The sequence below is a fragment of the Paenibacillus sp. MMS18-CY102 genome (assembly GCF_009789195.1).
GTDB lineage: Bacteria > Bacillota > Bacilli > Paenibacillales > Paenibacillaceae > Paenibacillus_T.
Genome location: NZ_WSTC01000015.1, coordinates 74294 through 88848, shown reverse-complemented (window position 1 = coordinate 88848; position 14555 = coordinate 74294). Strand labels below are relative to the sequence as shown.

Sequence of the window (14555 nt, the reverse complement as noted above, 5' to 3'; positions counted from 1 at the left end):
ACGATGTCCTATACAAAAATCAAATGGTTAATCCTTCTGCTGCCGACGGTAGCAACAGGGATTTGGGAATATGTGCGGCATCAAGTGCTGCTGCCTTATTTATCTATGGAGCTTGGCAATGTGCTAACTCCCTTTATCGTGTTGCTCGTCACGCTTACCTTGTTAACGAAACTATTCCGGATGCTGGAGGAGACGCTTAATCAGCTTCAAAGGGGCCAAGCGATGAAGGCTGCCTTTGAGGAACGGGAACAGTTGGCCCGTGAGCTGCACGACGGCATCTCGCAATCCCTTTTTCTGATGTCCGTTAAGCTGGATAAGCTGGAGCGGGCACAAGATAGCGGCGGCCGGGCAGTTGCAGCGGAACAGATTAGGGCGACAGTCCGCCATGTTTATGAGGACGTGCGCCAATCGATTGCAAACCTTCGAACAGCCCCTGTTACGACGGATGTGCATTGGATGTCTGCCATTCGTGGACTAGCGGATGAAGCGAACGCCAATGGCATTCAGGTTAGGCTGGACTGGCGGCTGTCTGATGGCTTGCTTACTGGCAAAGAGCAGGTTGAGCTGTTGGCGATTTTGCGCGAGTCTGTCATGAATGTTCGCAAGCACGCGAATGCTAACGCCTTAATATTGGCATGCGAGCCGATTGGCAATGGTTTTCGAGCTGTTGTTCAGGATAATGGGAATGGAAGTGAAGAGACCGATTTCTGGGCAAAAGGCAGGTTTGGCATACGCATGATGCGCGATCGGGCAGCCGGAATGGGCTGGACGTTTACAATCAAAGGAAGCAAGGACGAGGGTACAACAGTCGAAATCGTCAACAATCGAGGTGACGGGCGTGAAAAATAAAGAAACAGCCATTCGTGTGCTGCTGGTTGACGATCACCCGCATGGGCGAGAGGGAATGCGCGATATTTTGTCTGCTGACTTGTCTTTCGAAATTGTTGGGGAAGCGACGAGCGGTGAAGAGGCAATATCGCTTGTTGAATATTTAGAGCCGGACCTTATCCTGATGGATATTCGAATGCCTGGAATCGGCGGTCTCGAAGCGACACAGCGCATTAAGGAGAAGCTGCCATCTGCCAAAATTGTGATGGTCACGGTATCCGACGATATTACGGATCTGTTTGAAGCGATTAGGCGAGGTGCACAAGGCTATTTGCTCAAAAATTTAATGCCTTCCGCGTGGCTTGAATATTTGCGTGCAGTAGCAATTGATGAAACGCCAATGTCTAAGGAGTTAGCCGCACGGTTGCTACAAGAGTTTACGGGAGCGACTGTGGCTTTAGGAACGGCGCCTATGCCTTTGGCACAGCAACCGGCCCGATCTTCCAATGTGCCTATGCAGGGCAGCAAGCCAGCATCCAATCGCCATGCCGCGTCCACGCCTCTTACTGAACGGGAGAAAGAAATATTAGAGCGTGTAGCATACGGCGATTCAAATAAGGAAATCGGTGTGAAACTCGGCATCTCCGAGCATACGGTGAAAAATCATTTGAAAAATATTCTTCAAAAGCTGCATCTCGACAATCGTGTTCAACTGGCAAGGTATGCGCACGAGCAAGGCATGTGAATGCAATTGAGTTTGCACAAATTTGTCACAATGGATAGCCCTTTCGAGTCATGCCGACCGGCTATTGCTGAGGCTATACTTAGTCCAGGTCAAAGAAGCGGTCCGTATTAAAGAAGGGATGTCGATTGAAAATGATAATGAAAAACACAATGAAAAAAATTGCGATAGCTGCAACAATGGCAGTAAGCTTGCTGATGTTCGCAGGCATTGCCAGTGCGCATGTAACGGTTCAGCCACAGCAAGTTCCTGCTGGTTCCTATCAAGTGATGTCCGTACGCGTACCAAGTGAAGAGAAGGATACGAATACGGTCAAAGTGCAAGTGAAAGTTCCAGATCAAATCAAGGTTAGCCGCGTTGAGCCTAAAGCTGGCTGGAAATACACGCTCGAGAAGGATGCGGAAAGCAAAATTACGAGCATTACGTGGACGGCTGACGGTCCAGGCCTGAGCGATACGGAATTTACTGAGTTCCGCGTTAACGGCAAGGTTGCAGACGATGCAACAGAGCTTGTATGGAAAGCTTACCAAACGTATGCGAACGGCACGCTCGTCGAATGGGTGGGCGGAGATGGGGCTGATAAACCTGCTTCCGTCACGGCTGTCACGGCCGCAGAAGCTAGTAGCGATGGCCATGGTCACGGCTCCTCAGCAGGGGCTTCCTCTGGCAACGCGGAAGGAGATAAGTCTGTATCGTCTGGCGATTCAACGAAAGCTAATGACGGTACTGAAGCAGGAACGGACGGCAAGAACACGCAATCGGCAACCGAGACAGCTGCATCGGCAGACAAGAACAACGACGGCGGCAACGGAACGGCATCACTCGTGTTATCAATCGTTGCTGTAGCGCTCGGCGCAATTGCACTTCTAATCGCATTAACGCGCAAAAAACGTTAAGACGCGTTCCACTGCCCTAACAAATCTGAGATAGAAAGTTGCGGTGCCTCAGGCCGTTATCTTGTTAGCATTTGGATCAAATGCATCAAGATAACGGTCTTTTTGTTTGTGTAATGTGACCAGCTGAATGCTCGACTGTTAAACATCCCCTCATATTGTCGGCTCCCAGCTGACCGCTCTGCCGCCAGCTATGTCACGTTAATTCACTGTCCCTGAGTGAAATGCCTATATCGTTGAAAATGCATGTTTTTAGATTTAGGTTACCCTATGCCTGATTTGATTTTAATTTTTTCTGAAGTGACTCGGTGGATAAGAGCAATTTGACTTTCTCACATAATGAGAATAACTTGTCCATCGGCTCCACTTATTCCAAAATCAATATAGGCATTTCACTCAGGGAAGTGTGTTTATTGCGATAGATGGTGAAAGCAACTCTGTTGAAGAGCAAAATGAAGTGTTTTTTGTTAATCAGTAAATTGAAGTAGTTGATACAGCAGTGGCCGGGGATAGAGTTGAAAAGATGGTGCTGTGGGGTGAAAATGTGAAATAAGCAAATACGTGAGAAAAAAGGATTGAAATAGGAACGTTTGTTCGTTATGATAAAAAAAGAGAACAAATGTTCTGGCGTTTGATAGGAGGTGTGCTTAGTGACTGCGTGTATTACTGAATTCATGTCTCAGTTTCCGGATGAGGCAGCTAGTCGGCAATATATGTTTCAGCTGCGCTGGCCAGATGGCTTCTGCTGCACGAGATGCGGCCACGACGCTGCTTCCTATATAACAACACGTGATTTATATGAATGTGTCTACTGCAAGACACAGATATCGATTACATCGAATACGCTTCTTCATCGCACGAAACTGCCGATGTCCTACTGGTTATTCGTTTTTTATTGGTTTACGACGGAGCAGGATTGTTCGGCACGGAAATTGTCTGCCTTGCTTTCTATTCATTATCGAACAGCCCTTCGCATGGTTCATATCGTGCGTGAAGCGATGCGTGATTGGAATGGAGCGGCTACTGGCATGCCGCCAGCTCTGGTATGTGACGAACCTTTACCGCAGATGATGGTCGTTCAAGATGCAGTAAATAGGCTTGGGGTACGTGCGCGGCGGGTCATGGCCTCTCAATATCGCCGCATTCGTTATTGGCAGCGGTATGTGGATGAATTTATTTTTCGTAAGCAAGCAGGTGTATGGCGGTTTGAAGTGGTAGAGCCTATGCTGTATCATGCGGTTGCGTTTTCTAGTGCTAAGCTGTGTTTTTGGCGCTGTAATGCGCGTTAAACGGAGGAGTGTGCCTAATTCGCTGCTGATTCGCTGCTTTTTGCTTGCTTTGCTGCTGGCGAGTTGGATATAATAAAGGGCAATAGATGGATTGCTATGACGGAGAAGAGTACGCAGTGCCGAACGAACAGGGAGAAGACGCCGGAGATTGAGAGCGTCTTTACGAGGGCGGGCTGCTGAAGTTCACTCCTGAGCAGGCTTTTGAACGCGTGCCGATTGAATGGCCGTATGTAGGGAGCCCGGCGCCGGCCGTTACCCGGTAAGAGAAGCTTAATCGTTCCGTTCTTGTGGTCTTCACATAGATACGGGGGATGCACAGCTCAAAATAGGGTGGTACCACGGTCCTTTCGTCCCTAACGGGGAGGAAGGGCCTTTTTTGTATTTGGAGCCATTGGGCTCTGATCACGATGGAGGGATTTAGGCATGAAAGAACGTTTAGAGGCGCTTCGGACAGAGGCGCTACAGGAACTGCAAGGAGTTGCTAATCAACAGCAGTTGAACGATTTGCGGATAAAGTATTTAGGGAAAAAAGGTGCATTGACGGAAATTTTGCGTGGAATGGGCAGCTTGAGTGCTGAAGAGCGCCCAATCATCGGCCAAGTTGGCAATGATGTTCGTGCAGCGATTGAGTCGGTCATCAACGAGAAGCAAGAAATGTTCTTGCGCGAGGAAACGGAAACAAGGCTGCGTGAAGAAACGATTGACGTTACGCTGCCAGGAAATGAGCTGCCGACAGGCGCGGTGCATCCATTAAATAAGGTTGTACAAGAAATCGAAGACATTTTTGTCGGCCTTGGCTATTCGGTTGCTGAGGGACCGGAAGTTGAGACGGATTATTATAACTTCGAAGCGTTGAATTTGCCTAAGAATCATCCGGCACGCGATATGCAGGATTCGTTCTACATTACAGATGAAATCCTGATGCGTACGCAGACTTCACCGGTTCAAATACGGACCATGAAAGCAATGAATGGCAAGTTCCCCGTTAAAATCATTTGCCCAGGCAAAGTATATCGCCGTGATGATGATGACGCGACGCATTCGTTCCAATTCAATCAAATTGAAGGGTTGGTCGTTGGGCCAAACATCCGAATGAGCGATCTCAAAGGAACGCTGCTTCAATTCGTTCAATTGATGTTTGGCAAACAAGCGCAGATTCGCCTTCGCCCAAGCTTCTTCCCGTTCACGGAGCCGAGTGCAGAGGTTGATGTAACCTGCTCACAATGTGGCGGCGAAGGCTGCCGGATGTGCAAGCATACTGGCTGGCTTGAAATTCTTGGCTGCGGCATGGTTCATCCACGCGTTCTTGAGATGGGCGGCTACGATCCGAACGAGGTGACTGGCTTTGCATTCGGCATGGGTGTTGAGCGGATTGCCCTCTTGAAATATGGAATCGACGACATCCGTCATTTCTATACGAACGATCAACGGTTTTTGAATCAATTCGGGCGTATGTGACGCAGAAGGGAATAGAAGCGAAATGAATGTATCCTATCAATGGTTGAATGAATATATCGAGGTTACGGACCTGACAGCCCGCGAGATTGCTGAGCAAATGACTCGCGGGGGCATCGAAATCGATGTTGTGGAATCGTTGAATAAAGGCGTATCCGGTGTTGTCGTTGGTTATGTCGTATCAAAGGAAAAACACCCTGATGCAGACAAGCTGAACGTGTGCCAAGTCGATGTTGGTACGGGCGAAAACTTGCAAATCGTTTGTGGAGCACGCAACGTGGATGCAGGTCAAAAGGTGCCAGTAGCCGTAATCGGAGCTGTTCTGCCGGGCGATTTCAAAATCAAGCGCGCGAAGCTGCGCGGTGTTGAATCCCAAGGGATGATCTGCTCCGCTAAGGAGCTCGGGCTTAACGATAAGCTGCTTCCGAAGGAACAGCAGGAAGGCATTCTCGTGCTTCCAGCTGAGACGCCGGTTGGCCAATCGATTGGCATCACGCTTGGCATCGATGACGAAGTGTTGGAGCTGGATCTTACGCCTAACCGTTCGGATTGCTTGAGCATGCTTGGCGTTGCATATGAAGTTGCAGCATTGACTGGCCGTGAAGTGAAGCTTCCCGAGACATCCGTGATGCACTCAGCTGATCAAGCATCAGCTCATATCTCGGTTTCGATTGAAGCAGCAGAGCTGTGTTCGCATTATTCAGCGCGTTACATCCGTGGCGTAAAGGTAGCGCCATCGCCGCAATGGCTGCAAAATCGCCTGATCGCTGCAGGAGTTCGGCCGATTAACAATGTCGTTGACGTTACTAACTATGTCATGCTGGAGTACGGGCAGCCGCTTCATGCATTTGATGCAGCGAAAGTAGCTGGCGGCCGTATTGTAGTGCGCCAAGCTAAACCGGGCGAGACGCTAACTACGCTTGATGATCAAGAGCGTACGCTTGAGGAGCAGATGCTCGTTATTGCAGATGCTGAGAAGGCTATCGCATTGGCTGGCGTAATGGGTGGAGCAAATAGTGAGGTATCGGCAGATACGACGGATATTTTGCTTGAATCGGCTCGCTTCGATGGCAGCACGGTTCGCAAAACTTCGCGCCAGCTCGGCCTTCGGTCGGAGTCTAGCGCCCGTTTTGAGAAAGAAGTAGATCCGGGCCGTGTGATTGCTGCTTTGAACCGCGCTGCTTATTTGCTTGAGCAATGTGCGGACGGCCATGTGACAGAGGGTATCGTGGAAGCTATCACGTCGAAGATGGAACCCGCTGTCGTGCAGGTTGCACTGAACAAGATTAACCAATACCTCGGAACTAACTTGTCGAAGCTGGAAGTCGAAGCGATTTTCCTTCGTCTTGGATTCGAAGGCTCGATCGATGAGAGCGGCGTATTTACGATTACGGTACCGACGCGCCGTGGAGACATTACGCGTGATGTTGACCTGATCGAAGAGGTAGCTAGGCTGTATGGTTACGATAATATTCCAACAACGCCGATTGAAGGCAGCACGACGCCTGGTGCATTAACGAAGCCACAAGCAATTCGCCGTGATCTGCGCAAGCGCCTCACAGATTCGGGCTTAAATGAGGTTATCAGTTACTCTTTCACGGGTCCGGAACGTACGAAGCTGTTCCCAGCGCTTACAAATGGCGCTTCGCCTATCCGCTTAGCTATGCCAATGAGTGAGGATCGCAGCGTGCTGCGTACTTCGCTGCTGCCACAGCTGTTAGAAATGGCTGTTTACAATCGGAATCGCAAGAATGAGAATATTGCCGTATTTGAGCTCGGCAGCGTATTCCATACGGAAGAAGAAGTGTTAACGCATCTGCCGCAAGAAAAACACCGTTTTGCACTGTTGCTGGTTGGCAATGCCGTACAGGCGCAATGGAACCGTAAAGCGGAGGCGTATAACTTCTACCATGCTAAAGGCGTTGTTGAAACGATTGTAAACACGCTTGGCATTAGTGGATTGGTTCGTTTTGAGGCTGCCCAGCCTGAAGGGTTCCATCCTGGCCGCACAGCGGCTGTGCTGTTGCACACGGAAGCGGGAACGGTAACGCTTGGTTATGTAGGGCAACTGCATCCTACGCTTCAGCATGAATCGGATTTGCCTGATACCTATGTGGCAGAGCTGGATTTAGCGCCGCTGTATGAGCATGCTGATTTTGCGATCAAGTATAAGACGTTGCCGCGTTACCCTGCGATGGAACGGGATATTGCGGTTGTTGTTGATACAGCAGTTGAAGCCGGCCGCCTGATGGAGACGGCGCGCGAAACAGCTGGCGGATTGCTTGAGTCCATTCGCATCTTCGACATCTATACGGGTGAGAAGCTTGGAGCGGGCAAAAAGAGCGTCGCCTTGTCGCTCGTTTACCGCCATGCTGAGCGGACGCTGACAGATGAGGAAGTAACCGAGCTGCACGGCGTGGTTATCGCGAAAATCGAACAAACTTTTGGTGCAGAATTGCGAAAGTAGGCAGGAAACAAACAAAGCCACATCGAAATAGTTCCGAAAGGAACAGCGATGTGGTTTTTTTTCGCCTTATCTATGCTGGTCGCGACGTTGTTAGCTGCTTGTGACATCAGGAAATGCGACTTTAATTACTACTAGGAGGACAAGGTTTGATGGATGCCGATCGGACTCGCGTAACGGTTGACATATACGGACATCAGTATAAGCTTGCAGGACGCTCAAGTACCGACTATATCAAGCGGATCGCAGCACTGGTCGACGAGAATATGCACAAACTGGCCAAAGGATATCCAAGGCTAGATATGCCTAAGCTGGCAGTTCTTGCGGCTGTACATATGGCTGAGGATCTCCTGCGTTTACAGAAGGAAAATGATCGCTTGCTCATTGAAGAAACACGTAATGCTGTACTCGTAGAGGAAATTGAACGGGTGCGCAATGAAGCAGGAGCATTGCAAGATATAGTTCTTAAAGCTGAAAGCCAACTGGAGGCTGTGGAGTCGGCAGCGAAGGAAGCGTTGGCATCTCAACAGCAAGAACAAGCTGAACAGATCGAAGCGCTTGTTGAACAGCAGCGTTTAGCGCTTGAGCAAGCAGCAGAAGCTGCAAATGTGCTGCTTGCTGAGGCTATTCAAGCGAGCGAAGAACAGCTGCAGCTAATGAAGGAGCAATCGGAGGCAGAATTAGCTTCACTTCAAGAGAGCCATTCCAAAGCTTTAGCATCGCAGCGGGATGACTTGGGGCGGCAATTAACATCGGCGCGTGCAGAAGGCGAGCGGAAACTGCAGGAACAGCGGGTATCGTCTGACCGGCTTCTTGCGGAGCAGCGGACTTCCGCGGAGAAGAAGCTGCAAGAGCAGCGTGCGGACAATGATCGTAAGTACCATTCGCTTCGCGAGCAAGCGGAGCAAAAACGCCAGCAAATGGAGCAACAAAGCCAACTGCTAGAGAAACAGATTGTGGAGCTTCGCCAAGCACAGGAGCAACGGGTTGCTGCGAGCACAGCAGCGATTGAACAGCGGGATGCTGCGCATAAAGCTGCCATTGAGCAGTTGGAGGCTTCGCATCAGAGTACGATTGAACAGATGAACATTGCACATCAAGCTGCGCTCGAGCAGCGGCTTGAAGAGCAACAAGCGAAATATGCCCAGCTATTAAATGAGCAAAAGAGTGCATTGGACCAGCGCCGAGTAGAGCAAGCAGCTGCGCTAGAACGTATGCAACAAGAGCAAGCGGATGCGTTTACGCTAGAATTGCTAACACTGCAAGAGGCGCATAGCCAAGAGCTACAAGCGCTTGAAGACGCCAAAGCGGCTGAGCGGATTCACGGTGAACAATTGCAGCGAAAAGTTGCACAGCTAGAACAGGCGGCCCGAGAATCCGCAAGCAAGATGGAGCAGCAGCTGGCAGTACTTGAAGCGGAACGTGTGGCAGCTTTGCAGAAGCAAGAGGAAGCCCATCAGGAGCACGAGTTGGCGTTGCAGGAGCACGAGAAGGCACTGCAGGAACAAGAGCGGGTTCTGAAAGAGCAAGAGAAAGCTTTGCAAGAACAAGAGAAGGCTTTGCGAGAACAAGAGCAGGTTTGGCAGAAACAAGTGAGGGTAATACAGGAGCAATCCGAGCAAGCGCAGCTAGAATTGCTGCAGCATGCGGATGAACGTGAGCATGCATGGAAAGCTGATTTTGCCCAGTTGGAACAATCGTTCAAGAGTGAGCTAGAGCGCAAGAAAGCAAGCTGGCTCGAAGAGCGTGAGCAGATCGCAGATCACTTTGAGCAGGAAATGGCTGCGATGTCCTCCGGCTATGAACAGTCCAAGCAGCAGCTGCAAGCAGAGTTTGCAGCTCTGGAAGATGAGCTTGCTAAGACGCGGGAAATGTTTGGGGATCAAGCTGCTGAAGGGCAGCGGCGCTTCGAACAAGCGAAGGTGCAATGGGAGAGCAGGCTAGCGGAATTAGAAGAGCAAGTTCTCATTGCGATGGAGCAGGAAGAGGCGCTGCGCGGCTCAATTGGACAGCTGGAGATCGAGCTGCAGGATCGGGAGCAAGTGTCCGGCAATGCTTTTGAGCGTCTGGATGCTGTACAAGAGCAGATGAAGAAACAACAGGCTGAACTAGAGCAATTGTATGCAGAGCTTGCACAAGAACGCGAAGGCAAAGAGCTAGCGTCCAAGAGCAGCGTGCAGCACGCGAATAAAGCGGAAGTGCTTGAGGGGCAACTGAATCATCTGGCAGATCAACTGCAGCTGCAGATTGAACAGGCAGCTGCAGCTTCTAGGCTGCTTGCGATTCAGCAGCAGGAGCATACGCGGCTGAGCGGACGTATTGCTGAGCTGGAGCAGTCGCTGCAGCAGCATAAGAAGCGTGAACAAGAGCTAGAAGATTATGCGGAAGAGCTGCAGGCCGAAGCGGAACAACAGTTTAAGCACAAGCAAGCGGAGCTTGAGGAGCAGCTGCGCAAGCATCACGAGAAGCTGGAGCAACAGCTATTCGAACGTGAAGAAGAGCTGTCCGAGAAGCTGCAAGGTTATGAAGCCCATATGCAGTCGGTTACTCGCGAATTAGAGCAGTACCGGGAATCAGCTGCTGCTGGAGCAGATTATGCCGAGTCGCTTAGCGACCAGGTGCAGTTGCTTGAGCAATCCCGACAGAATGCGGAAGCTGAGGCAGAGGCACAACGCAGCGAGCGTGCGCGCCTGCAAGAACAGCTTGAGAAGCTGCAGCAGGAATATTCGAAGCTGCAGACCGAATATAACGAGTGGATTGAATTAATTGAATCCAGTTAACAAAAGCAAAGCGGATGCCTTCCGATTGCAATCACTGTACAAGTTGATTGCTTCACCAGAGGGCATCCGCTTTTTTTTCATTTCCCGCTACTCGACAATAATTTTTGCTTTCATTTTCGAGTGGCCGGATCCGCAAGCGATGTTGCAGTAAATATTATATTCGCCTGCCTTATCGAAAGATAATACTTTGGATTCATTCGTTTGGATGGAGTAGCTTGTGTCTTCGATTTTAATGCCGTGGAAGCCAGACGATGACTTGACGGACAGCTTGATCGCTTCGCCTTTTTTGACGCGATACTCGGTTTTGTCGAACTCCCAGCTCTTTGCTTCAATGACAACCTCTTTCGTCGCCGAAGAAGGTTCGGAAATGTTCGAATTCAGCGTTGTTGAGCTGGCTCCGCATGCGCTGACAATCAGGACAAGCATTGCAACAATTGCGGATCCGACTAATTTGTTTCTTAATCTCATTTGGAATAAACTCCCCTTTCTGTGCCATAGCATACCATGAATGACAGCATGTCTCCATTCTATTGTATACGAAAGCGGCAGCAGACGGCAGTTACAATATGGTGAAGTTTCCCTGCCGCTGTCATAACAATCCCCTTGCTGCTCAAAGCGCAAGGGGGATTGTTGACTGACAAATAGCCGGTTAGCGGCGGTCGTAGTCGCGATGGCGATCACGGCCAGCTTCGAACGGCGTGCTAACTGGGATGAACAAATCAATGATCCCGATCGCAAGCGCTGCAAGAATGGCGCCGAGCCATGTAACCGTTACGCCGCCAACGATAAATTGCGCCACCCAAATGACGACAGCACTGGCGATAAACCCGACGATGCCGCGGCCAAAAGGCGTTACTTTTTTGCCGAAGATGCCTTCGACAATCCAGCCCAATGCAGCGATGACTAAGGCCAGGAATAGCGCGCTCCAGAATCCGCCAACACTAAATTGAGGAACAATAAAACCGACTACCATAAGCACGAGCGCCGCAACAATGAACCGTACGACATGGCCTAAAAAGTTCATCAGAAATGCCCTCCTCGATTATTAGATCTCATAAACCGGCTGATTGCCGGCTATGAGGCTGTTCACCCATAGCGTACCCGAACAGGGAATTCGCATGTATGGAAGGTTACGTCATGGCATCCAGTTCCCGCATCGGCTATAATGGACGATGAGAGGAGCTGTTCGAAGCCTTGGATCACAAAATTTTAAATACGATGGATTATTATAAAATGATACAAAAGCTGGCGGGCCATGCATTAACCTCGCTGGGAAAAGCAGTGGCTGAGCAGCTAAAGCCAAGCTCGGACCTGTCGTTCGTGAAGCATTCGCTGCAAGCGACAGATGAAGCGACCAAAGCGTACCGGCTGAAAGGCACGCCGCCGTTTCGCGGCATCGCTGATTTGACGGCTTCGCTGAAGCGGGCACGTATCGGTGGCACGCTTAATCCTGCGGAGCTGCTGGAAATTGCAGAAACAATTCGAAGCGGGCGCCGTGTGAAAAAGCATGTGCTGCAGCTGCACAGCGATGATCCGATCCCGCTCTTGCATGATATTGCGGACTTGCTGACGGAGCATAAGCCGACGGAGGACGCCATCTTCGCATGCATTGACGATAATGCGGAGGTGATGGACCAGGCAAGCCCAGAGCTTGCTTCTGTTCGCCGCGAGCTTCGCAATGGGGAATCGCGCATCCGTGAGAAGCTGGAGCAAATGATTCGGTCAAGCTCCGTTCAAAAAATGCTCCAGGATGCCATCATCACGCTTCGAAATGACCGTTACGTCATTCCGGTCAAGTCGGAATACCGCTCTAATTTTGGCGGTATCGTGCATGACCAGTCGAGCTCGGGCGCAACGATGTTCATCGAGCCTGAGGTTATCGTATCGATGAACAACAAGCTTCGCGAGCTGAAAGCATCGGAGGAGCGTGAGATCGAGAAGGTGTTGCAGAAGCTGACGGCGGCTGCTGCTGAAGTCAGCGACGATTTGTTAGCGGACGGGGAAGGCTTAGGCGCGCTAGACTTTGCATTTGCCAAGGCACGGCTTGGCCATGAGATGAAGGCTACGTTGCCATTCATGAACGACCGCGGCTTCCTGAAGCTAAAGCGCGGACGGCATCCATTATTGGCGGCAGATGCTGTCGTGCCAATCGATGTTGAACTTGGCAACTCATTCTCTACGATAATCGTAACCGGGCCGAATACAGGCGGCAAAACGGTATCGCTCAAGACGATCGGCTTGCTTAGCCTGATGTCGATGTCTGGCCTGTTCATTCCAGCGGAGGATGGCAGCCAGATGTGTGTATTCGATGCGATTTATGCGGATATCGGCGACGAACAAAGCATTGAGCAAAATCTAAGTACGTTCTCTAGCCATCTGACGAATATCATCCGAATTTTGAATGCGATGACGCCAAAAAGCCTTGTGCTGCTCGATGAGCTGGGTGCCGGCACGGATCCAGCAGAGGGCTCCGCGCTTGCAATCGCTATTTTGGAGCATATTCATCGCAAGGGCTCACGTATTGTGGCGACGACGCACTATAGTGAGCTGAAGGCATATGCCTACAATCGCAATGGCGTTATCAACGCAAGCATGGAGTTTGATGTTGCGACGTTGAGCCCAACGTACCGGCTGCTCGTAGGCGTACCGGGACGAAGCAACGCTTTCGCGATCGCCGAGCGGCTTGGGCTTAGCCAACAAATTATCGATCACGCGCGCGGTGAAGTCAGCGAAGACGACATGCGCGTAGAGAATATGATTGCATCGCTGGAGGAAGACCGGCTCAGCGCTGAATCCGAACGGCAGAGCGCGGAGTCGCTGCGCAAAGAACTGGAGCAGCTTCGCGAGAAGCATGCGGCTGAGCAGCAGCGATTCGAGGAGCAACGTGATAAGCTGCTGCTAAGAGCGCAAGAGGAAGCACGCGAAGCGGTAAGAAAAGCGAAGCTTGAAGCGGAGCAGATTATTTCGGACCTGCGGAAGCTGGCGCTGGAAGAGGGGGCTTCGGTCAAGGAGCATAAGCTGATCGAGGCTCGCCGTAAGCTGGATGAGGCTTCGCCTGAGCTGCACAAACCGAAACCGGCAGCTAATCGCAGCGGCAAGTCGGCTAAGATTGGCCCTGGGGATGATGTTCGCGTGTATAGCTTGAATCAAAAAGGCAGCGTTATTGAGCTGTCGGGTTCGGAAGCTCTTGTCCAGCTCGGCATCATGAAGATGAAGGTTTCGCTAGATGATCTGGAGTTGCTGAAGTCGACGGAAGCTGTGGCGAAGCAGCAGCAGCCGAAGCAAGCGGCAAGCTTGAAGCGTACGCGTGACGAAAGCGTGGCAATGGAACTTGATTTGCGCGGCGCTTCACTTGATGAAGCATTAATAGAAGCAGACCGTTTTCTTGATGAGGCGTTCCTTGCAGGTTTTGGCAGCGTACATCTCATTCACGGCAAAGGAACGGGCGTCCTTCGTACCGGCATTCAAGATTTCTTGCGCCGCCATAAGCATGTCAAGAGCTACCGGATTGGCCAATACGGTGAAGGCGGCACTGGGGTGACGGTGGCCGAGCTTCATTGACGGGAGGAAACGGATGGAACGCGAAATCGATCGGCTTCTCGACATTCCGTTTGTCGCTTCGTTAGCTTTTGTATCAGTCGCTGTGATGGCGCTTATTTTGTTTTTATATATTTTTGAGCTGGTTACGCGCTACAATTGCTGGGAAGAAATTAAAAGAGGCAATCTAGCAGTGGCTATGGCTACAGGCGGCAAAATATTCGGCATTTGTAACATCTTTCGTTTTGCGGTCGAAGCAAATGAATCGATTTATAAAAGCATGGGTTGGGCAGGATTCGGTTATGGAATTCTGCTCGCGGCCTACTTCTTATTCGAGTTTCTGACCCCTGTTTTCCGAATCGATGAGGAAATCGAGCGGGATAACCGGGCAGTCGGCTTAATTGCAATGCTCATATCAGTGTCGTTATCTTATGTAATTGGCGCGACCATTATCTAACATGGCCAAGGTGATGTGACGGATGAAATATTTATGGGGTACGTTGTTTGCACTTGCGGTTTTATTTGTAGCATTCGGGATTTTTTATATGAAAAATATTTAGTTTAAGA

The 14555-nt window shown here is 50.5% G+C and carries 11 protein-coding genes; 9 read left to right on the top strand and 2 right to left on the bottom strand.

The window, feature by feature from the left end; all coding sequences use genetic code 11:
* Positions 1-3: 3 nt before the first annotated feature.
* The 7 genes from GON22_RS12985 to zapA all read left to right on the top strand — a co-directional run bounded on the left by GON22_RS12985 (position 4) and on the right by zapA (position 10451).
* Positions 4-849: a sensor histidine kinase gene (locus GON22_RS12985; RefSeq protein ID WP_160396523.1), complete on the top strand. Its 846-nt coding sequence runs from the start codon at positions 4-6 to the stop codon at positions 847-849.
* Complete coding sequence (locus GON22_RS12980) at positions 839-1573, top strand: response regulator (protein WP_160396522.1); 735 nt, start codon at positions 839-841, stop codon at positions 1571-1573. Before GON22_RS12985 ends, GON22_RS12980 begins: the two co-directional genes overlap by 11 nt.
* A gap of 266 nt (positions 1574-1839) precedes the next feature.
* Positions 1840-2466, top strand: a complete 627-nt coding sequence (locus GON22_RS12975; protein ID WP_442954376.1) for a DUF1775 domain-containing protein — start codon at positions 1840-1842, stop codon at positions 2464-2466.
* A 647-nt stretch (positions 2467-3113) separates the two neighbouring features.
* Positions 3114-3752, top strand: coding sequence for a transposase (locus GON22_RS12970; RefSeq protein ID WP_160396521.1), 639 nt, complete (start codon positions 3114-3116; stop codon positions 3750-3752).
* A 423-nt stretch (positions 3753-4175) separates the two neighbouring features.
* Positions 4176-5210 carry a phenylalanine--tRNA ligase subunit alpha gene (gene pheS / locus GON22_RS12965; RefSeq protein WP_160396520.1) on the top strand — a complete coding sequence of 345 codons (1035 nt, stop codon included), beginning with the start codon at positions 4176-4178 and terminating at the stop codon, positions 5208-5210.
* 22 nt (positions 5211-5232) lie between these two features.
* Positions 5233-7674 carry a phenylalanine--tRNA ligase subunit beta gene (gene pheT / locus GON22_RS12960; protein WP_160396519.1) on the top strand — a complete coding sequence of 814 codons (2442 nt, stop codon included), beginning with the start codon at positions 5233-5235 and terminating at the stop codon, positions 7672-7674.
* A gap of 149 nt (positions 7675-7823) precedes the next feature.
* Complete coding sequence (gene zapA / locus GON22_RS12955; RefSeq protein ID WP_160396518.1) at positions 7824-10451, top strand: cell division protein ZapA; 2628 nt, start codon at positions 7824-7826, stop codon at positions 10449-10451.
* An 87-nt stretch (positions 10452-10538) separates the two neighbouring features.
* Here zapA and GON22_RS12950 read toward each other — a convergent pair whose 3' ends face one another.
* Together GON22_RS12950 and GON22_RS12945 are read right to left on the bottom strand one after the other, a co-directional pair.
* On the bottom strand, positions 10539-10919 hold the full coding sequence (locus GON22_RS12950) for a cupredoxin domain-containing protein (protein ID WP_160396517.1): 381 nt from the start codon (positions 10917-10919) through the stop codon (positions 10539-10541).
* Between the two features lie 181 nt (positions 10920-11100).
* Complete coding sequence (locus tag GON22_RS12945; RefSeq protein WP_160396516.1) at positions 11101-11475, bottom strand: phage holin family protein; 375 nt, start codon at positions 11473-11475, stop codon at positions 11101-11103.
* Between the two features lie 170 nt (positions 11476-11645).
* Between GON22_RS12945 and GON22_RS12940 the strand changes: the two genes are divergently transcribed.
* Both GON22_RS12940 and GON22_RS12935 read left to right on the top strand, forming a co-directional pair.
* On the top strand, positions 11646-14012 hold the full coding sequence (locus GON22_RS12940) for an endonuclease MutS2 (RefSeq protein WP_160396515.1): 2367 nt from the start codon (positions 11646-11648) through the stop codon (positions 14010-14012).
* A gap of 13 nt (positions 14013-14025) precedes the next feature.
* Positions 14026-14445: a DUF350 domain-containing protein gene (locus GON22_RS12935; protein WP_160396514.1), complete on the top strand. Its 420-nt coding sequence runs from the start codon at positions 14026-14028 to the stop codon at positions 14443-14445.
* Positions 14446-14555 lie beyond the last annotated feature (110 nt).